We start from the raw sequence: 19838 nt of genomic DNA, 5'->3' as shown, positions 1-19838 counted from the left end.
CAGCCTCCCGCCGATGCAGCCGCGAAAGGGGCGCGCCATCAAGCCACACCTCTCCCTCACCCCGCGGAACCAGCCCGGCGATGAGGCGGAGGAGCGTGGATTTCCCCGATCCGTTCGGCCCTATCAACCCCAGCGTCTCACCCGATGCCACGTCAAGGTTCACGCGTTCCACGAGCGACCGAGCCTGCACCCGCCATCCGAGGTCTTTGGCGAGCACCCTCATGAGCGTCTCCGGTTACGGATCAGGATGAGCGCGAAGCCGGGCGCTCCGACCAGCGCCGTAACCACCCCGATGGGCACAACCTGCCCGCGAATGAGCATGCGGGACGCGATATCGGCCGTAATGAGGAACACCGCGCCGGTAAGGGCGGAAAGCGGCACCAATGTCCCGTGTCGCGGCCCGGCCACAAACCGGACAGCGTGGGGTATGACCAGACCGACGAAGCCGATGGAGCCGACGAGGCTCACCATGACCGCGGTCATCAGCGTGGTCACGCCGATGAGCAGCAGATGAACCCGCCGCACCGACACACCTAACGAGGCCGCGGAGCGGGCGCCGAAGGAGAATGCATCCATCGCCCGGACATGCCCGATGCAGACGAGCAGCCCGAGCAGGGCGACCGGAACCGCCAGCGCCACATCAGGCCAGCGCACCCCGGACAGGTTGCCGAGCAGCCAGAACATGATCCCGCGCGCCTGTTCCGCATTCGCGGATTTGGCGATGAAGAAGCTCGTCAGCGCGTTGAAAAGCTGCGATCCGGCGATCCCGGCAAGCACGAGCTGCGCTGGTCCGCCACCTGCCGCGCGGGCCAGGGCCGCGACCAGCAGAAAGGCCAGCGCCGCCCCGCCGAAGGCCCCCGCCGACAGCCCTATCGCCCCGCCCCCAAGCCCGAGGATGGTCACCGCGACCGCCCCCGTGGATGCCCCTGCAGACACCCCCAGTAGATACGGATCGGCCAGCGCATTGCGTATCAGCGCCTGAAGCACCACGCCGGAGAGCGCGAGCCCCGCCCCGCAGGCCGCCGCGACCAGTGTCCGCGGCAGACGGTAGTTCCAGATGATCGCCGCATCGATCGCATCAACCGGTTGCGCGGTCCCCAGCAGTCGATTGCCAAGCACCGCCGCCACCGTTTCCACCGGCAGCGGCATCTCACCGATGACGACCCCTGCAAGGACCGCCAGCAGAAGGACACCGGCACCAAGCGCCGCAAACCAAACCGGGGCAGCAAGGCGCGGGCGCAGGTCGGTGTCCGCAGTCATTTCAGACCGAGCGAGGGCAATGCATCTGCAAGCGTCTCAAGCGCGCTCACATTGCGGATGGAGGGATCCATCGAATGCGCGTCCAGCACGACGATCCGGTTCGCCTTCACCGCCTCCATCTGGCTGGCGACAGGGTCCGATCGCAGGAAGGCCAGCTTCTTCTCATAGTCATCCGCCTCGAACCGGCGACGGTCCATCCGGGCGATGACGATGACGCTCGGATTGGCGCGGGCAATGGTTTCCCAGCTCACCACGGGCCATTCCTCGTCGCTTTCGATCACATTCCTGAGGCCCAGCTTCTCCATCATGTAGGCGGGCGGCCCCTTGCGACCGGCAACATAGGGGTCGATATCCATCTCCGCCGAGGAGAACCAGAACAGGGCGGAAGCATCCTTCAGCCCCAGCGCCTGAGCCCTCTCTATCGCGCCCTCCTCCCGTGAGCGAAGCTCAGCGACCAGCGCATCGCCGCGCTCGGGCACGTCGAAGATACGCGAGAGTTCCTGCACGCCGGCATGAATGCTCTCCATCTCGAACATTGCGGAACGCGTGCCGTCAGAGCCGACGGCATTGTCCTTGTTCCAGCAGTCGGCGGGCAGAATATAGGTAGGGATACCGACATCCCGGAACTGTTCGCGAGTCGCCACGATACCCTGTGGACCCACGTGCCATTCATACTGCGCGGCCACCAGTTCGGGGCGCTTGCCCACGACGGATTCGAAGCTCGGATCATTGTCCGCGAGCCGCTCCACACCGGCATTCAGCTCCCGGAATTCCGGTAGCACTTCTGTGAACCAAACCGAGGTGCCCACCACCTTTTCACCAAGCCCCAGGGCATAGAGCACTTCGGTCGCCGCTTGACCGACTGTCACCACCCTCACAGGGGCGGCCTCGAACGTCAGGTCCATCCCGCAGTTCTTCAGGTGAAGCGGATAGGCGCTTTCCGCCATCGCGGCGGAGGCAAGGGTGGCCGCGCCCAACAGGGCGGCCAGACTGTGTCGCGCGATCATGCACGTTCTCCGATCAGGGTAATGGCCCCGGCCAATGCGGAGAGGAACGGCCATGGGCCGCTGCACAGATATGGCTGATCGGACGCGCGAAGGCACCCGTTGGGCAGACGTCATATGGCACCTCCCCGGACACCCCGCCCGGGCCGTGTTGCGTTCAGACGTCGGCAGGTCTCCTGACTGGCGGGTCAACGGAAACTGCGGCCTTCCCATGGCTTGCACCACAGTGGCATGTTCGCAGTGTTCCTCGCCGCCTACAGTTGCGGGGGCAGTTCCGGTTCGCCAGACGGGCTGGCGGCGGATTCCCTTTCAATTCCTTTCGGAAACCGACAGCCGACCCCTAACCCATCACGGCCCGCGCGGCAAGCGGCGGCATTGGCGGCATTGGCGGCGAGTATTGCAGTCAATATCCCGGCAGGCTGCAAGGGGCCGAGACGCCTTCGCAATGCTGCAGCAGAGGCGGCTACCGCAGGCTCCCCTCTCGGGTTAATGCTGTCGCATGGATATCGCCCAGCTGCGCACCGTGCTGCATGTCGCCGAGCTCGGCAGCCTGTCGAAGGCGGCCGAGCGGCTGCATATCGCGCAGCCTGCACTCAGCCGGCAGGTGCGGCTGCTGGAGCAGGAGCTCGGCACCCGGCTGTTCAGCCGCCACGGGCGGGGCATGCAGTTGACCGAAGCGGGTCAGGAGCTGCTTCTCCACGCGCGGCAGATCATGCAGGAACTGGAGGCGATCCGCAGCCTTCCCTTTGGCAACGACGACGTCCCACTGCGCGGCGAAGCTTCCATCGGAATGCCGCCGACGGTCGCTGCGATCCTCGCCGTTCCTTTGGCGCGCGCCTTTCGCCGCGCTCATCCCGAGGCACGGCTTCGGATCGTCAGCGCCTACTCGGCCTTTCTGATCGACTGGCTGCGACGCGGAGACCTGGACATCGCCATTCTCTACGAAAGCCAGCCGCTGCGATGGCTCCGTGCATCCCCCTTGCTGGAGGAGGAGCTGTTTCTCGTAGGGCCTGCTGAAAGCCGGCTTGATCCGTCAGTCCCGGTGACGGCGAAGCGCCTGGCCGATCTGCCGATGATCCTGTCAGGCAGCCGGCACGGGATGCGGGAAACGGTAGACAATCTCGCTCAGACGGCGGGGGTCACCGCAAATGTGGTGCTGGAGGCGGACAGCCTTTCGGTTCTGAAGGATATGGTGCAGAGCGGGCTGGGGTACACCGTACTGCCCGCCTCGCCCATTCGGGAGGATATCCGGCGGGGTCATCTTCGCATCGCGCCGCTTGTCGATCCGCGCGCTGGCTGGCGGCTCATGCTGACGGTGCCGGTGGACCGCCGCCCGTCCCGTCTGCTGGATTATCTCGAACGAAGCGTGGTGACCGAGACAGCCGCCCTCGTTCAGGCCGGGACATGGGAAGGGCGCCTGCCGAACGGCGACTAGGGAAAGAGGCTGATCCCCGCCTTGGCTATCCGCCGTTCGATACCCTCTTTATGGAGTGCGGCCTTCGCGGCGGCCGCCCGCGCGCGCAGGATTGCCTGATCCGTCGTGACAGGTCGGAATTCAATCTCATCATGGGGCCGCAATTGAACGAAGGCGTCAAGATCGCAGTCCAGCACGGTCGCGATCTTCGGATAACCCCCGGTCGTCTGGTGATCGGCAAGCAGAACGGTAGGCACCCCGTCCCCCGCAACTTGCACGGCACCGCGGGTGATCGGTTCCGACGGCATGTCGAGCGCTGCCGAGGGGGCGATTGCCGGGCCGGAAAGCCGCACACCCATCCGGTCCCAGGCATCGGTCATTCGCCACGAGGTGGAAAGGAATGTCTTCAGCGCCTCGGCCGGGAAGAACCTGTCCTGCGGGCCGAGTGTCACATGGATGCAGCGGCGCGGACGCGCGAAGACCGGGCACGGGATGTCACCCGCAGCGGCTTCACGCGGTTCCGCGATGGTCAGCCTCTGTCCTGCCTGGAGCCTGCCGCCGCCGAAGCCCGAGAGCGCGTGGGTTGCCTGGCTCCCCAGCCAGCGGGGTGCGAGGAGGTTTCCGGCGAGTGCGAGGTAACACCAGCTTCCCCATCGTCCTGGGCGGATTACCAACCTCTCCCCCGCGCGCAGCGTAGCGACTGTCCAGGAGCCAAGCCGTCGTCCCGCATGATCGACGCGAAAGCCGCCGCCCGCCACCGCAAAGCCGACCTCCCCCGCAAGGCATTCGAGCGTCAGCCCCCCGAGCGACACCTCTACCCCCGGCGTCTCCGGCGGATTGCCGAGCGCGGTATTCGCCGCGGCAAAAGCCGCACGGTCCATCGCGCCGGATTGAGGAACGCCGAACCGCATCAGACCCGGCCGCCCACGATCCTGGACAGAGACATGGGGGCCTGCAAAGATGACCGACAGCACGGCCCCCGTCATGTCATATCCTCATATTCCGACCGGCTCACGCGCCGAAAGCGCACCCTGTCGCCGACGTCGAAAAGAAACGGGGTGGCAGGATCACCCGTCAGGATCGCGGTCGGCGATCGCCCGATGATCCACCAGCCCGTTGGCATGACGAGCGTGGTGACAAGGCACTGCGGTCCGGCGATCACCACGCTTCCCGCAGCAATCCCGCGGACAGCGGTTGGCTTTCGCGGCATGCGCAGCGCCTCCGGGACGCCGGCGAGATAGGCATAGCCCGGCGCAAAGCCATACATGAAGACACTATATTCCCCGGCCAGATGCGTGGCGATGACCTGCTCGCGCGTCAGCCCGCTCTGGCGTGCCACGGCCGGCAGATCCGGGGCGAGATCATCGTCATAGCAAACCGCCACCTCTCGCAACCTTGAGGGCGCCGCGGGCATGGCCGGCGCATGCAACAGCGCCTCCGCCGCGCGTTGGACGCTGGCGTGATCGGTCACGAGCGGATCGAAACGGATCAGGAGAGCCGCATAGGCCGGCACCGCCTCCCGGAAACCGGCAAAGGGCGTCGCTTCAAGCAATCTGTCCAACGCAAGAACGCGCTCATGGATTTCCGAGGAAATCCTGTCACCAAACTCGACCAGCAGGCCATGCTCTCCAACCGGACGGAAAACCGGCATCCTCACGGCAGGAAGGGCGAGACGGTGATACCCGCCCCCTCCAGCCGACGGCGGACCTGCTGCGCCATGCCCACCGCACCCGGACTGTCACCATGCACACAGATGGACTGTGCGGAGAGGCGGATCGGATCGCCGCCGAGTACCGGCATGAGACCGCTGTCAAGAAACCGGATCAACCGCTCCGCCGCCATGTCCGGGTCGTGGAGCATCGCGCCCTCGCGCGAGCGGGGGACAAGCCGCCCGTTCGGGAGATAGGCCCGGTCGGCGAATATCTCCGAATAGACCGGCAGCCCCGCTGCCCGCGCCACCTGTTCCAGCACCGTACCGGAGATTGCGAGGATCGCCAGCCTCCCCGGCAATGCCTGCACGGCGGTGACGATGGCTTCCGCCACCTCACGATCATCGGCAGCCAGATTGCCGAGCGCCCCGTGCGGTTTCACGTAGCGCAGCTCCACCTCGGCAAGCGCGGCAATGCCCGCCAGCGCACCCACTTGCGCCGCCACGAGCCGCCCGACCTGCGCCGCCCGCATCGGGATCACGCGACGCCCGAAGCCCTCCCGATCGGCGAAACCCGGATGAGCCCCCACGCTTACACCACGCGCCGCAGCGGCGAGAAGCGTGTCGAACATCGTTTCCGGATCACCGGCATGACCCCCGCAGGCGACATTCGCCGAAGTAACGAGATCGAGCATCGCCGTGTCATCGCCCATCACCCAGGGTCCGAAGCCTTCCCCCAGATCGGCGTTCAGATCAATCCTCATGGCGCGAGCACCGGCACTGAAAGCGGAAGGCCCATCGCTCACTCCCGCACGGGAACGGTGTAGTTGAGTATCCGCCGCCCGCCATCGGGATAGATCGTCTCTCCCGTGATGTAGGACGCGTCTGGTGACGCAAGAAATGCGACCACACCGGCGATCTCCTCGGGTTCCCCCAGCCTCCCCATGGGTGTGCGTGCGAGGATCGCCTCCATCCCCGCGCGCTCGGTGAAGGCGCCCTTGATGATATCCGTCGCGATGGTGCCGGGGCCGACCCCGCAAACCCGGATGCCATGGGGCGCCAGCGCCACGGCGGCGGTGGAGGTGACCTGATTCATGCCGCCCTTCGAAATCGCATAGGGTGCGACCGAGGGGTTGGCGAGGCCGGAGTTGATGGAGGACATGTTGATGATGACGCCGCCCCTGCCGCCGGCGATCATCGCCCGCGCAGCGGCCTGGGTGCCCAGAAACGCTCCCTTCAGGTTCACGGCCAGCGTCTGGTCGTACTGCTCTTCGGTGAAATCCAGAAAATCGGCGACAGGGCAGACCCCGGCGTTGTTGATCATCACATCCACGCGACCGAACTGTTCGACAGCCGCCGCGATCAGCGCATCGACATCGGCCTTGCGGGCGACGTCTGTGGTGACCGGAAGCACCGTCGCTGCCGTGCCGATCTCCTCGGCGGTGCGTGCCAGTTTGGATGCATCCACATCGCCGATGACAACCTTTGCGCCTTCGGACAGGAAGCGTTCCGCGCAAGCCCGTCCGATCCCCTGAGCACCCCCCGTGATGACCACGACCTTGTCGGTGAATCTCATAGCCCTGTCCTTTTAATAAACCACGGTTTCATGGAGCGGTGCCCCGGCCCGGATCCGCTCGTATCCGAGCGGGGAGAGATCGAGACTCCGGTAACCACCCTGTGTCACCAGCTCCGCGACAGCGCGCCCCGCCGCGGGAGCATGCATTACCCCATGGCCGGAGAAGCCCGTAAGAAATAGCAGGTTCCCGATCTCGTCATGCGGACCCACAATCCCGTTGTGATCGAGCGCGTTGACCTCATAATGACCAGCCCAGGAACGCTCCAGCCGCAGGTGTTCCATCGCCGGGATGCGGGTGGCAAGCGCGGGCCAGAAAGGATCTTCCATCAGGTCATGATGCGGCTCGTAATCGCCCGTGGCATCCGGGTCTCGGTCCGGCGGGGGTTGGATACCGCCGATGAAGCCCGCGCCTTCAGGCCTGACCCAGATGCCGGAACTGTCGAACAGCATGGGAAAGCCCGTCGGCGCGACGGGGGCGCGAAAGTTGAAGACCGACCGTTTGCGCGGGCTGACGGGAAGCGCGATCCCGGCCAGCGCCGCAAGTTTGCCTGAAGCCGCCCCCGCCGCAAGCACGCAGATGTCGCAAGCGAGGCGTGAACCATCGCTCAAGCGGACGGCATGAACCCGATCACCGATATCGAAGCCTTCCACGGCCGCCTTTTCATACCTCACGCCGCAGTCGCGCGCCGCGCGGCGCATCAGAGACAGCAGGGACCAAGCGTCAAACCATCCTTCACCCGTGCAGCCGAAAGTGCCGATCCCCACCCCTTCCAGAGAGATGAACGGAAACCGAGCGGCGATCTCATCCGGCAGGAGTACCGCGACATCCGCCCCTTCCGCCTGCTGCATGGCGGCGCCCTTGCGACGCGCATCCGCGCCCTGTGGTCCGCCGAGGATGAGGTAGCCGTTCTCGACATAGCCGATGTCTGCATCCGGCCCGAAAATGGTGCGAATCCCGCGAAAGAACTCTACCCCGAACAAGCTCATTCGCACATTGAGCGGCGTGCCGAACTGCATCCGGATCGAAGCAGCCGACCGCGCTGTCGAGCTGAACTGATAGGTGGGATCGGGTTCGACGACGCTGATCGGGCCGGTAAAGCCCTCCCGACGCAGGAACCAGGCAGCAGTGCTCCCCATGATCCCGCCGCCGATGATCACCACCCCGCTCATATGGCGTGGAACCGGGAAAAGCTGTCTCGAAAGGCTTCGCTGGAGAAGGGCGGCATGGGGTGACCTCGGTTGCCGATCTGCCCGCCCTGCCTATACCACGGCTCCTGCCCTGTCTGCGACCGGTTGGTTCGATCAGGTATAACATAAGTGTATATCTTCCGCTGATACGGCGATGAAACGGCGCATCGGCGTGGCAGCTATGCCGAAACCATCGCCTTTGCGACCATCTGAACGCCCAACACGGCCAGAACGATCAGGAAGCCACGCCGGAACGCCTTTTGCGAAATCCGATCGCGGAACCGCTGGCCAAGCCACATCCCTGCCAGCGCGGGCACGACCAGCAGGGACGACCGCAGCATTCCCGCTGTCTCGAACGCGCCTTGTCCCGCAAGACCCGCCGCCATGGCGAGAGTTGATACCGTGAAGGACAGACCGAGAGCCTGGACCAGCTCATCCTTCCGCAGACCGAGCGCTTGGAGATAGGGCACGGCGGGGATCACGAAAACGCCGGTTGCGCCCGTGATGATCCCTGTCACCAGCCCGACCGCCGGCGAGGCTGCCCGCTCCGCCCGCGCGGGAAGCGTCCGGGGCGCCACGAGGAGCGTAAACACCGCATAGCCGAGCAACGCGCCACCCAGCAGCTCGGAGGCAAGGCGTGGGTCGGCCCAGACCATCAGCGGCATCGCGGCCACGGTGCCAACGGTGATCGCCAGCATCATCGGCCAGAATCGCAGCGCCGTCTGCCGCGGATCGGGGCCGCTGAGGAATTGCAGCACATTCGTCACGAACGAGGGCACAATCAACAGCCCCGCCGCCGCGACAGGCGGGATGAGAGTGCCAAGAACCCCCATTGCCACGGTAGGAAGACCCATGCCGGTCACGCCTTTCACGAAGCCTGCGGCGAGGAACGTCAGCCCGAAGAGGAGCAGAAGGCCGTCCATCACATTACCCCTGCCGTGCAGGAGTCGCGACATGACCCGCCCCCATGCCCTCCCCCAGCAGGATCGACCGGATGTGGCGAGCGGAATATGGGCCGATGATCGCAACGCCGCCTTCCGGCAGCGCCCGGCTGACCTGGCCTGCGCTTTTTCAGCCCGCTGGCAAGCGCGCTGGGGACGGCTGTCGCAGCCATGTCGGCCGCCCCCGCGGCAGCTTCCATGGTCTCCGCCCGCGAATGCGCCGCCACGCCGTTCCCGTGGCTGAAGATACCGTCGCCTTCCGATGCGATACCGGCGCGCGCCGTGACCTCTCCCAGATCTGTCAGAACGTGCGCATTCAGGTCGAACGCGACATCACACATCGGTCGTCTCCGTATGATAGCCGCGGCTGTCAGAAGGTGCGTCTTCGCGCCTGTCCATACCGTAGTCCCGCAATACGCCGGCGATCCGCAGGCGGTAGCCGGAAAACACATGATCCCGCCCGGCCACCTGCGCCTTCCGATGCTCCGTCAGAGTACGCCACCGTGTAACGGCGGCCTCATCCCGCCAGAAGGACAGCGAAAGGAGCTTGTCGGGCGAGGTCAGGCTCTGAAACCGCTCGACGGAGATGAAACCGTCGACCTCGGCCAGCAGGGGCCGCAGGCCAGCAGCAAGGTCAAGATATTCGCGGCGGTTTTCATCCGGCATCGAAACCTCAAAGATCACGGCGATCATGCGCCTTCCCTCCTCGGGAAACAGGTCACCGCAGCACGGCAGAAGCGATGTTGATTGCGGTATCTCATGTCATAGCCTTTCGTCTTGCCTCGCCCTTCTATCCGATTAGCGGGCCGTGATGGTTCGCTTATCGTCGAACGATGCGAGAAGGCCCCGACAGAGGTGAGCGTCAGTTCCGTCGGCAGCACCTTTTCGGCCAGTGCCACCTTGCCTTCTTGGGCCTGATCCTCGGTCAACAGGGCCTCGATACCGAGGGTCTTGACGACATGCGGCATCTCTCAGTTTTCCCGGAGCGCGACGGGAATGCCGTAGAGCAAAGACGCCGCCTCCGCATATAGGAGAGGCTGATCGTCCCCATCGGCACCACACCGCGCCGCACGATATTTATGGGTGCCCTTGGCGAATTCCCCGTCGCCCAGAAGGATCATCTTGAAAGCGCCATCCGCCCGGCGCTCGACTTCCTTGGCAAACATCCCGAGGCTGTCGTTGAACGAGCTCGACGCCTTTGGCCAGTGCGACTGGACACGCGATGTCACGGCACCCTGCGCCAGCCCCTCGCCGACCAGCGCCGACCAGCGCGGGGCGGCAAGCATTCCGGTAGCCGTGCCCCGCATCAGTGTCCTGCGGCTCAGAGCCGGTTCTCGGCAGTGTGATCCGCCCGTTAGCCCGCTGACAGGTATGTCTCCCCTCCCCGCCGAGGGGCGGGTCATCCTTCCTGACAATGCCGTTCAATCGACACCTTGTTTTTACGCATGGCGGCGAAGACAAATGCCACAGCCACCCACCTTTCAGACCGGCCAGACGGCAAGGATGAGGGGGACGCCGACTAAAACAACCAGAGCCGACAGGGGCGCGCCGAGACGGGCATAATCACCGAAGCGATAGCCTCCCGGCCCCAAGACCAGCGTATTCGACTGATGCCCGATGGGTGTGAGAAAGTCGCTGCCCGCGCCCACCGCCACGGCCATCAGGAACGCTTCGGGACGATAGCCCAGATCGGTGGCGAAGGTGGCGGCAATCGGGGCCATGACCAGCACTGTCGCCGCGTTGTTGAGGAACGGCGTGACCGCCATCGCCGCCACCATGATGAGCGTAATCGCGCCCCAGACCGGCAGCCCAGTCGCGATGTCCGAAAGCAGCGTTCCGATGAGCTCCGTGGCTCCTGTCGTCTGCAACGCCTCGCTCACCGGTATGAGCGCGCCGAGCATGACAAGGATCGGCCATTCCACGGCCTCCGTCGCCTCTCGCGCGGGGAGAGCCCCACTGGCGATCATCGCTGTCGCCGCCCCGAAGAAGGCGACCGCAACAGGCACAGCCCCCGTCGCGGTCAGCGCCATGGCGGAGCCGAGGATCATCAGGGGCAGCAGCGCCTTCCGTACGCTTCCGAGTCCGAGCTTGCGTTGCGCCAGCGGCAGCAGGCCGAGCGCCCGCATCTGCCCCGGCATTTCCGCCTCCGGCCCTTGCACCAGCAGAACATCCCCCGCGGCAATCGAAGTGTCTCCAAGACGCTCGCTCATCCGGTGACCGGCTCGCGATATGGCGATGAGGTTCAACCCATGCCGGTCATGAAGCGCCATGCCCCCCGCACTCTGACCGACCAGGAGCGATTCAGGGACGACGACCGTCTCCACCAGAGCCACGCCCGCCGAAACGCGACCCGCTTCCTGCCGGGCGAGCGCGAGCCGCCCGCGCGTGATCGCCGCCTCCAGTGCATCCGGTGCGCCGCGCAGAAGCACCAGATCCCCCACAAGGATCGTCGTGTCGGGCAGGACCGCTGCCCGCCGCTTCCCGTCTCGGATGATGCCTGTGACTGCCAGTGCCCCGTCTATGTCGGAGAGGAAGTCAGATACCGTCACGCCCGCCGCCCGCGACGTCTCCAGCACCCGCGCCTCTGTGTTGTAATCGCTGACGAAGACCGCCTCGCCCAATCCACGCGCGGCCGCGCGCCGGCCGCTCGGGAGCAGCCGGTAGCCGAAGCGCAGGAAGATCAGCCCTACGAGGGACAGCCCAAGACCGACGGGGGCGTAGTCGAACATGCCAAAGGGCGTTCCCGTCATCTGCTCCCGCACCCGGGAAACGATGATGTTCGGCGAGGTGCCGACGAGCGTGATGAGCCCGCCCAGCAGCGAGCCGAAAGCCATGGGCATCAGGAACACAGAAGGCGATGCCCCGGACCGCTTGGCCATGCCGAACGCAGCGGGCATCAGCATGGCCAGCGCGCCGATGTTCTTGACGATGGCGGACAGCAGCGTCACGGATCCGACCAGTACCGTGAGCTGCCAGCGGAGCGAAGTCACCCGTCGCCCGACCCACTGCAACGCCACCTCCACCACACCTGACCGGGCGATGCCCGCGCTCACCACAAGCGCACTGCCGACGATTATGACAATATCGTCGGAGAATCCGCGGAACGCCTCATCCGGGCGGACGGTGCCCGCAATCAGCGATGCGACGAGCGCCAGCATCGCCACAACGTCATAGCGAAGCCTGCCCCAGATGAAGAGGACCATCATCCCGCCGAGGATGAGGAAGGCGAGTATCTGAGGCTGGGTCATCATTTCTCCTGCAGCGGCTCCGCTCAATGGGCAGGGATAGCTTCCGGTTCCGGCGCTGTCATTGCGCCGCTGCTCTTGCCCGCGAAGCGTTGCAGCTTTACAGAGCCGCATGTCCCACACCGTCGCCGCCCTTTACCATTTCACGCGCCTCGAAGCCCTGCCCGAGCAGCGTGGCGCGCTCGCCACGCTCTGCGAGGCGGAGGGGATCCGGGGCACGCTCCTGCTGGCGGAGGAGGGCATCAACGGGACCATCGCCGGACCCCGTGCCGGGATAGACCGGGTGATCGCCCATATCCGCGCCATACCCGGCTGCGCCGCGCTGGAGTGGAAGGAGAGCATCGCTGAAATCATGCCCTTCCGCCGCATGAAGGTCCGCATCAAGCGGGAGATCGTGACGATGGGCCAGCCGGGTGTTGATCCGACGGCGAGTGTCGGAACCTATGTCTCCGCCGCGTCCTGGAACGAGCTGATCGCCCGGGAGGATGTGGTGGTGATCGACACCCGCAACGCCTATGAGACCGCGATCGGTACCTTTGCGGGAGCGGTCGATCCCGGAATCGACACCTTTCGCGATTTCCCCGACTGGTGGCAGGCGAACAAGGCACGGTTCGCGGGCAAGACGCTCGCCATGTTTTGCACGGGCGGTATCCGCTGCGAGAAATCCACGAGCTGGCTGAAGCAGGAAGGCGCGCCGGAGGTCTACCACCTGAAGGGCGGCATCCTGAAGTATCTGGAGGAGGTTCCGGCGGAGAACAGCCTCTGGCAAGGCGCGTGTTTCGTTTTTGATGAGCGTGTCTCTGTCGGTCACGGTCTCGCACCCGGAGATCACACGCTCTGCCGGGCCTGCGGCTGGCCGGTCACCGCAGAGGGCCGCGCTCATCCCCACTTCGAGGATGGGGTGAGCTGCCCGCAATGTCGGGATCAGTATTCGGACGCCGACCGTGCCCGGTTTCGTGATCGCCACAGGCAGATGACAGGATAACCCCTGCGCAGCTCTGTGCGGCTTTGCCCTTTCCGCCGCCGCCCTCCCATTCGGACCGGTGTACTGCGAACCGATCCTCTGCCGGACAGTGGTCCGGGCATGTTGGCGCGCCCATTCCCTGCTGTTCGGGGCTTTTCGCCCCCGGAGCGGCCCCTCCTCGTGGTGGCCAGATCCGTCACCAGCCTGGGAGCGAATTCCGCCTCGGGGCCAGCACCCTTACGCGTATCCAGCAGCGCCCCGCCATGCAGATCCCCGGCTCCCTTTCACGCGCCAATCATCACAGGTCACGACATGGCAAGGGCGACCACTGTCGCGATGGCGCAGCGAGTCGAACGGAATGTGTTGCTTGTTCCGCCCTCGTCAGGCTTCAGATCCCCCAGCTCATGACCCCGGTCGCTCCAAGCCGTGGCTGATGCGTGATTTCTCAGTGCCCGGCGGCTGACCCGCCCGGTGACTATCTCGCTCTGCGGCACATCATCCTTATAGGCTGTGCCACGCCCCCTCCTTGACGATAACCCGCGAGAGAGCGGGCACAGAGCGCTATGCTTTCCGCGGCGTCATCGGCAGCTGGGTCCAGGTCATTCGGCAGGGGATGCGCCCGCCACGGATCACGTCTCTCTGACAGCTACGGGCGGCCCCATATATTCAGTCTGCAGCGTCCCCCGGTTCGTGCCGAACTGCGCGGGTGTGCCAGATGGTGAGGAACAGGTCTTTCCGCCATATCTTCCACGCTGCCTTAGGTCATACCGATGCGGATGAGCGTCGCTTTCGGCCTCGGAGCAAAGAGGCAAACACTTCGGCGGATCATCTGCCGGTCGCTCACTGGGTATGGGATCAACTGGCGGCAAGCGAGGCAGGGCGCTCGCGCTGCTTCCCCAGCCGGGATTTCTCTGCCGCTGGCCCAGCGATTGGAACGTGCCGCCGCTCTGACGCGGGTGGCGGAGGGACGGAGACAGCGCTGGAAAGCTGGCGCGCATTCCGTCATCGCTGGTGTGCCGGTCGTATATTGCAGGCGCTCCCGTACAGAGGCATCCTCCCAGTCGCGGAGGTAACGCATGACACAAACTATCCTCAACCGGATCGGAATCACCTTGCCGATCTTTCAGGCGCCGATGGCCGGTGTCTCCACTCCGGCCCTTGCGGCGGCGGTGTCGGAGGCAGGGGGTCTCGGGGCGCTCGGGCTGGGAGCATCCTCCGCCGCCGCTGTGCATCAGGCGATCAGCGAAGCCCGGACGCTGACGGAGAGACCGTTCAACGCCAATTTCTTCTGTCACCGGCCTGCTCCCCGGACGGAGGCAGTGGAACAGGCATGGATCCGCAGCGCGTCGCCCCTTTTTTCCGATTTCGGCGCCACGCCTCCCTCCGAGCTGGAGGAGATCTACATCAGCTTCCGGGAAACGGATGACTTCCTGCGCGTCGTTCTGGACTTGCGCCCCGCTGTTGTCAGCTTCCACTTCGGCCTCCCCCGCGCGCATCAGATCGCTGCCATGCGAGACGCGGGCCTCACCTTGATTGCCAGCGCCACGTCACTCTCCGAAGCCCGGCTGATCGCCGATGCGGGTTTCCATGCGGTGATTGCGCAGGGTTGGGAAGCCGGCGGGCACCGTGGGATATTCGAGCCGGATGGCCCTGATGAGCGCCTGTCCACCAGAGATCTCACGCGCCTTCTGGTGCAGGAGGCAGGTCTTCCGGTGGTCGCAGCGGGCGGGTTGATGGAGGGAGGGGATATTCGTCGAATGCTCGACCTCGGCGCCGCCGCAGCGCAACTTGGTACCGCCTTCATCGACTGCGCGGAATCCGCCGCCGATCAGCCCTATCGGCAGCGGCTGGCGCAAGGAGGCAAGACGGTGATGACGCGCGTGATATCGGGCAGACCCGCCCGCTGTCTTGCCAACCGGTTTACGGACTGGGGTGAGGCTTTTCCCGAGGCGGATGTGCCCGCCTATCCCCGCGCCTATGACCTGGGCAAAGCGCTCAATGCCGCGGCCAAGACGCGCGGCGAAACGGGATATGGTGCGCAATGGGCCGGGACCGGGGCGGGGCGAGGCATGAAAGCAGACGCCGCCGAAGTGATGCGCGCGCTCGTCGCAGAAGTTTGACGCCATCCATCCCGCTTGCCTTTCACGAGGTTGCGCATATATCATGCGCATGAGCCATGAGGTATGCCATGCCCATTTCCGCTGCGCGCAAACCCACCAACCTGACCATAGACCCGGCCCTGTTGGCAGAGGCGCGATCGTTCGGCGTCAACCTGTCCCAAGCAGCCGAGGCGGGCCTGCGCTCCGCCGTGTCGCGGGCGCGGGCGGACGCGTGGCGGGCGGAAAACAGCCGGGCCATTGAGAGCTCCAACGACTGGGTCGTAGAGAACGGCCTGCCGCTGGAGAGGTTCCGGCAGTTCTGATGGCGCGTTATGACGTATATCCCAACCCTGGCGGAGCGGGATATCTGCTGGATGTGCAGGCGGACCTGCTGGACGGGCTGAATACCCGCGTCGTTGTGCCCCTGCTCCCCCCAGCCACCGCTCCCCTGCCCGCTCGACGGCTGAACCCGCTCTTCGATATAGCGGAAATGCCGCATGTGATGGTGACGCAGTTCATGGCCGCGGTGCCGCTCGCCTTTCTGAATCGGCCCGTCGTGTCGCTGATCGGGCGGGATACGGAAATAACGAACGCCCTCGATATGCTTTTGTCCGGTATCTGATCCACGACATTGTGGTTAACGGGAGTGCCGCTGCCGGTTGGACTTGGGAGCGGCAATGTGCCATGAACATAACTGGAACAATACTGCCCACGGGCGACGGCGAGCGTAGAGCATAATGAGCAATTCTCTGGAAGAACTCCGCATCGACCGGGAGATACACAGCGGAAAGCAAGGCTCCGACCCGTTTGCCGCCGCCATGCGGGCAACGCGGATGCCGATGATCATCACGGACCCGCGGCAGCCGGACAATCCCATCGTGTTTGCCAACGATGCCTTTCTGAAGCTTACAGGCTACGGCAGAGACGAAATTCTCGGGCGCAACTGCCGGTTTCTTCAGGGGCCGGGCACCAATGTGGACGATGTTGGCCAGCTCCGCCATGCCATCCGGGATCGGGAACCGCTGGAGATCGACCTCCTCAACTACCGCAAGGACGGCACGATCTTCTGGAATCGGCTGCTCGTCTCCCCCGTGTTTGACGAAGGGGAACTGACCTATTTCTTTGCCTCCCAGCTCGACGTGACATGGGAGCGGACGGCCGGTTTCTCCAGCGACCGCAACGAAATGGAACGCGGGATGCAGCAGCGCATCGCCGATCTGACGGCGAGCGAGGAGCGGCTGAACTTTACGCTGAAAGCGGGCGGGCTGGGGACATGGACGCTTGACGTGCGAAACGAGCGGCTCGTCGCCTCGGCGATCTGCAAGGCGAATTTCGGTCGCGCCCCCGCTGAAAGCTTCAGCTACGCCGATCTGAAGGGCTCCATTCATCCGGATGACATGGATCGCTGGCGTACGGCGGTAGCGACAGCGATGGCGTCTGGCGGCGACCTCCACGTCGAGTATCGCACGATCTGGCCGGACGGATCTGTCCATTGGATCGAAGTCCGGGCGGAAACACGCTTTGACGAGAGCCGTCGACCGGTGTTGATGAGCGGCGTCTCCATCGACATCACAGCGCGCAAGGAAGCCGAAGCCTATCGTGACCTGATGAACCGGGAGATGGCGCATAGGATCAAGAATATCCTGACGACGGTTCGATCCATTGTCCGGCAGTCCCTTCGCGCCGAAGCGCCGCTGCCCGACATCCGGGACGTTCTGCTGCGGCGCATCAATGCGCTGAGCGGAGCGCATGACGTTCTCACCGGCAAGGATTGGGACATCGCCGCCCTTCGGCAGACAGTGGAGAGGGCCGTGCTGCCATTTAACGGCGAGCGCCGGATTCACTACTTCGGCCCCGATCTGGACATTTCCCACCGGGCCAGCAGTGCGCTGACGATGGCATTGCACGAACTCGCCACGAATGCGGTGAAATATGGGGCGCTCTCGGGGGAAGAGGGGCGCGTGCGCGTGGAGTGGTTCATAGAGGGCAAGCGCTTTGAACTTCGCTGGATCGAGACAGGCGGCCCCATCGTCGTGCTGCCCGAGCGGACGGGTTTCGGCTCCACGATGATCGAATATGCCCTTTCAGCTTCGGTCGATGGCACGGCGCAGGTGGAATATCTGCCCGGCGGAGTGCGATTTCAGCTGGTGACCGATCTTGCGGCCATGCAGGCGGGCGACACGAAGTCTCCCTGACCGCGCCGGGCCATAAGGCTTCGACGAACACTCCGTCCAGTTGGGCGAGGGTGGCGTTCCTCGCACCGGACGCGCCACCCCTTTTCTCACCAGCTCTTGCGAAGCGAGAGCGAGGCGCGCCGGCCATCGCCGTAGAAGCAGGACAGCGCGCCGTCGCAGGAGGATACATAGTCCCGGTCGGTGATATTGGTCACCGAGGCGGCCACCAGCCAGCCCTCGCCAAACGCATAGCTCGCCCCCAGATCATAGAGCGTCGCGCCATCGACCTTGTATTGATTGAGGTCATCCGCCCATGAGGAGCCAAGCCGCCGCACCCCGGCCATGACGCTCAGCCCCTCCACCTGCGCCACCTGCCAGTCGAGCCGGAGCGACGCGAAATTCTCCGGCGTAGCTTTGGGCGTCTTGCCGACGAGGGCCGGGTTCACATCCTCGCGCACCTCGACCTCCATGGAAGTCAGCGCACCGGTGAGGGTCAGGCCCTGCACGATCTCCCCGCGCGCCTCCAACTCCACCCCGCGGGAACGGATCTTGCCGACCTGGAAGTACTCATAGCCCGCGCCGCCCCAAGCGCTGATCGACACGTTTTCCCGCTCCAGATCAAAGGCGGAAAGGGTCAGCAGCGCGCGTTGGGAAGGCGCCCATTTCACCCCTGCCTCCCATTGGTGACCGGTCTCAGGCTCCACCTTGTTTCCCGCCGCGTCGTTGACGATCTGCGGCGTGAAATAGGTGGCATAGGAAGCATAAGGGGTCACGCCATTGGCAAAGGCATAGGCAAGACCGAGCCGCCCCGTGAACTCCCCGTCGGAGCGATCCACGCCTTCCGTGCCCGTGGCCTCGTTCCGGCCCGATGCGGTGTCGACCCAGTCATAGCGCGCATTCGCCGTGCCGATCCAGTTGCCCCAGCGGATCTGATCCTGTGCGTAGAGCCCCGCCTGACGCATGGTGATGTCCTGATCGATATAAGGAACGGCAGGCGGGAAGACCCCGCCGCGAACCGGGTCGAGGACCGATATCGTCGGGGCAAGCGGCGAGGAGGAGGATGCCTGTACCTGATCCATCTTGAAGATGCGAAGATCCAGCCCAAGGGTCAGCCGATGCTGCACCGCGCCGGTCTCCACGGTTCCCTCAAGTCGGGTATCGGCAAGCGCGCTGCGCGACGTGGTCTGCTGCTGGAAGAAGATACGGGACAGGTTCGCCTTCGGATCCTGCGGGAGCATCGCGAAATGGTTGGAGAACGTCTCGTTCCACGTATCGCCGTACCCATAGCCATAGGCATAGGGCGCGCTTTCGTCGATGTCCGACCATGCCAGACGGATACCTTGGCTCAGCACCCAGCCGTTATCGAACCGGTGCCGTATCTCGGAGGAAAGCGTGGCCTGATCCCGCTCATACCAGTCCAACCGCGGATCGGAGGTGTTGAAATCGCGCGGAATGAAGCCGAACTCCGCCCCTCTCACGGTGCCGACATAGGGCAGCCAGGAGCCGCCGACATGCGTCTCATCCACCCGGTAGAGCGTTGCGGAAAGCGTTATCTCGGTCGCCTCCCCCAGATCGAAGGTGACAGAGGGCGCAATCAGGCCGGTCAGTCCGTCGTCAAATGCGCCGTTCGACTTTTCGGTGTTGATCTTGCCAAGAAAGCGCCAGTCGTAGCCGCCGTTCGTACCGTTCACATCGGTCGCGATCCAACGGCGGCTGTCGGTGCCCACGCCGGCCTCCACCATGCCGCCCGGTGTTCCCGTCGGGCGCTTCGACACCATGTTGACGATACCGCCGGGATTGGAGCCGCCGTACAGCACGGAGGCCGGTCCCTTCAGCACTTCCACCCGCTCCAGCAGGAAGGGGTCGGTGTAGAACCCCCCGAAGCCAAAGGCATATTGCGCAAGACCATCAAGGAACATCCCCGTCTGTGTCGCTTCGAAGCCGCGGATGTTGATCCAGTTGGTATCGGTGTCGAAGCCAAAGGGCGCGGGGCTCACACCCGCTGTATACCCGAGGATTTCATCGACCTTGGTGGGTTGGAGGACGTTGAACACGTCCTGCCCGATGACGCTCACGGATTGCGGGATCTCGGTGATCGGCGTGGCGCTTTTGGTTCCCGCCAGCGTGACGGGATTGGCGTCGGGTCCGACAGGGCCAGTTCCGGTGACCTGGCCCTCAAGATAGACCGGAGAGAGGGTAGCCTGCTGGGCCGCAACCGGCAGTGCCGCGAGCAGCGTCAGGCAGGCGGTGGTCGAGGCGAGGCGGGCACGTGGCGTGCGGAACATGGGAACTCCCTGAAGGCGTAAGGCAGATAGAGCGGCGCGC

General features: G+C 64.9%; 21 protein-coding genes and 1 riboswitch. Of the genes, 6 read left to right on the top strand and 15 right to left on the bottom strand.

Going from position 1 to position 19838, the window contains the following annotated elements:
* From CN97_RS09075 to CN97_RS09065, 3 genes are all read right to left on the bottom strand, one after another.
* Window positions 1–223 (bottom strand): ATP-binding cassette domain-containing protein (locus CN97_RS09075; protein ID WP_035710057.1); only part of this gene is annotated, 223 nt, incomplete at its 3' end.
* Window positions 220–1260 carry a FecCD family ABC transporter permease gene (locus CN97_RS09070; protein WP_035710055.1) on the bottom strand — a complete coding sequence of 347 codons (1041 nt, stop codon included), beginning with the start codon at window positions 1258–1260 and terminating at the stop codon, window positions 220–222. The genes CN97_RS09070 and CN97_RS09075, both read right to left, overlap by 4 nt.
* Window positions 1257–2267: an ABC transporter substrate-binding protein gene (locus tag CN97_RS09065; RefSeq protein ID WP_035710053.1), complete on the bottom strand. Its 1011-nt coding sequence runs from the start codon at window positions 2265–2267 to the stop codon at window positions 1257–1259. The genes CN97_RS09070 and CN97_RS09065 overlap by 4 nt, the downstream gene beginning before the upstream one ends.
* A 146-nt stretch (window positions 2268–2413) precedes the next feature.
* Window positions 2414–2610: riboswitch (cobalamin riboswitch) on the bottom strand.
* A 153-nt stretch (window positions 2611–2763) separates the two neighbouring features.
* On the opposite strand from CN97_RS09065, the gene CN97_RS09060 reads away from it, so the two are divergent.
* Window positions 2764–3699 (top strand): LysR substrate-binding domain-containing protein, encoded by a 936-nt coding sequence (locus tag CN97_RS09060; protein WP_035710051.1) that lies wholly within the window; start codon window positions 2764–2766, stop codon window positions 3697–3699.
* Here CN97_RS09060 and CN97_RS09055 read toward each other — a convergent pair.
* From CN97_RS09055 to CN97_RS09010, 11 genes are all read right to left on the bottom strand, one after another.
* Window positions 3696–4664 carry a 5-oxoprolinase subunit C family protein gene (locus CN97_RS09055; protein ID WP_051911097.1) on the bottom strand — a complete coding sequence of 323 codons (969 nt, stop codon included), beginning with the start codon at window positions 4662–4664 and terminating at the stop codon, window positions 3696–3698. The genes CN97_RS09060 and CN97_RS09055 overlap by 4 nt on opposite strands.
* Window positions 4661–5329: a 5-oxoprolinase subunit B family protein gene (locus tag CN97_RS09050; RefSeq protein ID WP_035710050.1), complete on the bottom strand. Its 669-nt coding sequence runs from the start codon at window positions 5327–5329 to the stop codon at window positions 4661–4663. Before CN97_RS09050 ends, CN97_RS09055 begins: the two co-directional genes overlap by 4 nt.
* Window positions 5330–5331: 2 nt before the next feature.
* Window positions 5332–6090, bottom strand: coding sequence for a LamB/YcsF family protein (locus tag CN97_RS09045; RefSeq protein ID WP_035710178.1), 759 nt, complete (start codon window positions 6088–6090; stop codon window positions 5332–5334).
* Between the two features lie 38 nt (window positions 6091–6128).
* Window positions 6129–6902, bottom strand: a complete 774-nt coding sequence (locus CN97_RS09040) for an SDR family NAD(P)-dependent oxidoreductase (RefSeq protein WP_035710048.1) — start codon at window positions 6900–6902, stop codon at window positions 6129–6131.
* Between the two features lie 12 nt (window positions 6903–6914).
* A complete protein-coding gene (locus CN97_RS09035; RefSeq protein ID WP_035710045.1) occupies window positions 6915–8072 on the bottom strand; it encodes an NAD(P)/FAD-dependent oxidoreductase in 1158 nt (385 codons plus the stop codon).
* Window positions 8073–8269: 197 nt separating this feature from the next.
* Window positions 8270–9013: a sulfite exporter TauE/SafE family protein gene (locus CN97_RS09030; RefSeq protein WP_035710043.1), complete on the bottom strand. Its 744-nt coding sequence runs from the start codon at window positions 9011–9013 to the stop codon at window positions 8270–8272.
* A complete protein-coding gene (locus CN97_RS09025; protein WP_035710040.1) occupies window positions 9013–9372 on the bottom strand; it encodes a hypothetical protein in 360 nt (119 codons plus the stop codon). The genes CN97_RS09030 and CN97_RS09025 overlap by 1 nt, the downstream gene beginning before the upstream one ends.
* Window positions 9365–9724 (bottom strand): antibiotic biosynthesis monooxygenase family protein, encoded by a 360-nt coding sequence (locus CN97_RS09020; RefSeq protein ID WP_035710038.1) that lies wholly within the window; start codon window positions 9722–9724, stop codon window positions 9365–9367. The genes CN97_RS09025 and CN97_RS09020 overlap by 8 nt, the downstream gene beginning before the upstream one ends.
* Window positions 9721–9999, bottom strand: a complete 279-nt coding sequence (locus CN97_RS19840) for a hypothetical protein (RefSeq protein WP_051911096.1) — start codon at window positions 9997–9999, stop codon at window positions 9721–9723. The genes CN97_RS09020 and CN97_RS19840 overlap by 4 nt, the downstream gene beginning before the upstream one ends.
* 3 nt (window positions 10000–10002) lie before the next feature.
* Entirely contained in the window at window positions 10003–10338 is a 336-nt protein-coding gene (locus tag CN97_RS09015) for a hypothetical protein (RefSeq protein WP_051911095.1), read from the bottom strand.
* Window positions 10339–10512: 174 nt separating this feature from the next.
* Complete coding sequence (locus CN97_RS09010) at window positions 10513–12279, bottom strand: SLC13 family permease (protein ID WP_035710175.1); 1767 nt, start codon at window positions 12277–12279, stop codon at window positions 10513–10515.
* 109 nt (window positions 12280–12388) lie between these two features.
* Here CN97_RS09010 and trhO point away from each other — a divergent pair, with 109 nt between their 5' ends.
* From trhO to CN97_RS08985, 5 genes are all read left to right on the top strand, one after another.
* A complete protein-coding gene (gene trhO, locus CN97_RS09005; RefSeq protein WP_035710036.1) occupies window positions 12389–13261 on the top strand; it encodes an oxygen-dependent tRNA uridine(34) hydroxylase TrhO in 873 nt (290 codons plus the stop codon).
* Window positions 13262–14316: 1055 nt separating this feature from the next.
* The gene (locus CN97_RS09000) at window positions 14317–15360 is read left to right on the top strand and encodes an NAD(P)H-dependent flavin oxidoreductase (RefSeq protein ID WP_035710034.1); all 1044 of its coding nucleotides are present in this window, start codon (window positions 14317–14319) and stop codon (window positions 15358–15360) included.
* A 68-nt stretch (window positions 15361–15428) separates the two neighbouring features.
* Entirely contained in the window at window positions 15429–15662 is a 234-nt protein-coding gene (locus CN97_RS08995; protein ID WP_211253664.1) for a type II toxin-antitoxin system CcdA family antitoxin, read from the top strand.
* On the top strand, window positions 15662–15961 hold the full coding sequence (locus CN97_RS08990) for a CcdB family protein (RefSeq protein ID WP_035710031.1): 300 nt from the start codon (window positions 15662–15664) through the stop codon (window positions 15959–15961). Before CN97_RS08995 ends, CN97_RS08990 begins: the two co-directional genes overlap by 1 nt.
* A 115-nt stretch (window positions 15962–16076) precedes the next feature.
* Window positions 16077–17534, top strand: coding sequence for a PAS domain-containing protein (locus CN97_RS08985; protein ID WP_035710030.1), 1458 nt, complete (start codon window positions 16077–16079; stop codon window positions 17532–17534).
* 86 nt (window positions 17535–17620) lie between these two features.
* On the opposite strand, the gene CN97_RS08980 is transcribed toward CN97_RS08985, so the two are convergent.
* Complete coding sequence (locus CN97_RS08980) at window positions 17621–19798, bottom strand: TonB-dependent siderophore receptor (protein ID WP_035710027.1); 2178 nt, start codon at window positions 19796–19798, stop codon at window positions 17621–17623.
* Window positions 19799–19838: the final 40 nt, after the last annotated feature.

This window comes from Haematobacter massiliensis (assembly GCF_000740795.1).
GTDB classification, from domain to species: Bacteria; Pseudomonadota; Alphaproteobacteria; order Rhodobacterales; family Rhodobacteraceae; genus Haematobacter; species Haematobacter massiliensis.
The sequence above is the reverse complement of the archived record's forward strand: the minus strand, read 5'-3'. Positions and strand labels throughout refer to the sequence as shown.

What these genes read in the sequence shown, in the direction of transcription:
- CN97_RS09070 (WP_035710055.1), bottom strand. Translation starts at nt 1,260, where the DNA reads ATGACTGCGGACACCGACCTGCGCCCGCGCCTTGCTGCCCCGGTTTGG.
- CN97_RS09065 (WP_035710053.1), bottom strand. Translation starts at nt 2,267, where the DNA reads ATGATCGCGCGACACAGTCTGGCCGCCCTGTTGGGCGCGGCCACCCTT.
- CN97_RS09060 (WP_035710051.1), top strand. Translation starts at nt 2,764, where the DNA reads ATGGATATCGCCCAGCTGCGCACCGTGCTGCATGTCGCCGAGCTCGGC.
- CN97_RS09055 (WP_051911097.1), bottom strand. Translation starts at nt 4,664, where the DNA reads ATGACGGGGGCCGTGCTGTCGGTCATCTTTGCAGGCCCCCATGTCTCT.
- CN97_RS09050 (WP_035710050.1), bottom strand. Translation starts at nt 5,329, where the DNA reads ATGCCGGTTTTCCGTCCGGTTGGAGAGCATGGCCTGCTGGTCGAGTTT.
- CN97_RS09045 (WP_035710178.1), bottom strand. Translation starts at nt 6,090, where the DNA reads ATGAGGATTGATCTGAACGCCGATCTGGGGGAAGGCTTCGGACCCTGG.
- CN97_RS09040 (WP_035710048.1), bottom strand. Translation starts at nt 6,902, where the DNA reads ATGAGATTCACCGACAAGGTCGTGGTCATCACGGGGGGTGCTCAGGGG.
- CN97_RS09035 (WP_035710045.1), bottom strand. Translation starts at nt 8,072, where the DNA reads ATGAGCGGGGTGGTGATCATCGGCGGCGGGATCATGGGGAGCACTGCT.
- CN97_RS09030 (WP_035710043.1), bottom strand. Translation starts at nt 9,013, where the DNA reads ATGGACGGCCTTCTGCTCCTCTTCGGGCTGACGTTCCTCGCCGCAGGC.
- CN97_RS09025 (WP_035710040.1), bottom strand. Translation starts at nt 9,372, where the DNA reads ATGTGTGATGTCGCGTTCGACCTGAATGCGCACGTTCTGACAGATCTG.
- CN97_RS09020 (WP_035710038.1), bottom strand. Translation starts at nt 9,724, where the DNA reads ATGATCGCCGTGATCTTTGAGGTTTCGATGCCGGATGAAAACCGCCGC.
- CN97_RS19840 (WP_051911096.1), bottom strand. Translation starts at nt 9,999, where the DNA reads ATGCCGCATGTCGTCAAGACCCTCGGTATCGAGGCCCTGTTGACCGAG.
- CN97_RS09015 (WP_051911095.1), bottom strand. Translation starts at nt 10,338, where the DNA reads ATGCGGGGCACGGCTACCGGAATGCTTGCCGCCCCGCGCTGGTCGGCG.
- CN97_RS09010 (WP_035710175.1), bottom strand. Translation starts at nt 12,279, where the DNA reads ATGACCCAGCCTCAGATACTCGCCTTCCTCATCCTCGGCGGGATGATG.
- trhO (WP_035710036.1), top strand. Translation starts at nt 12,389, where the DNA reads ATGTCCCACACCGTCGCCGCCCTTTACCATTTCACGCGCCTCGAAGCC.
- CN97_RS09000 (WP_035710034.1), top strand. Translation starts at nt 14,317, where the DNA reads ATGACACAAACTATCCTCAACCGGATCGGAATCACCTTGCCGATCTTT.
- CN97_RS08995 (WP_211253664.1), top strand. Translation starts at nt 15,429, where the DNA reads ATGCCCATTTCCGCTGCGCGCAAACCCACCAACCTGACCATAGACCCG.
- CN97_RS08990 (WP_035710031.1), top strand. Translation starts at nt 15,662, where the DNA reads ATGGCGCGTTATGACGTATATCCCAACCCTGGCGGAGCGGGATATCTG.
- CN97_RS08985 (WP_035710030.1), top strand. Translation starts at nt 16,077, where the DNA reads ATGAGCAATTCTCTGGAAGAACTCCGCATCGACCGGGAGATACACAGC.
- CN97_RS08980 (WP_035710027.1), bottom strand. Translation starts at nt 19,798, where the DNA reads ATGTTCCGCACGCCACGTGCCCGCCTCGCCTCGACCACCGCCTGCCTG.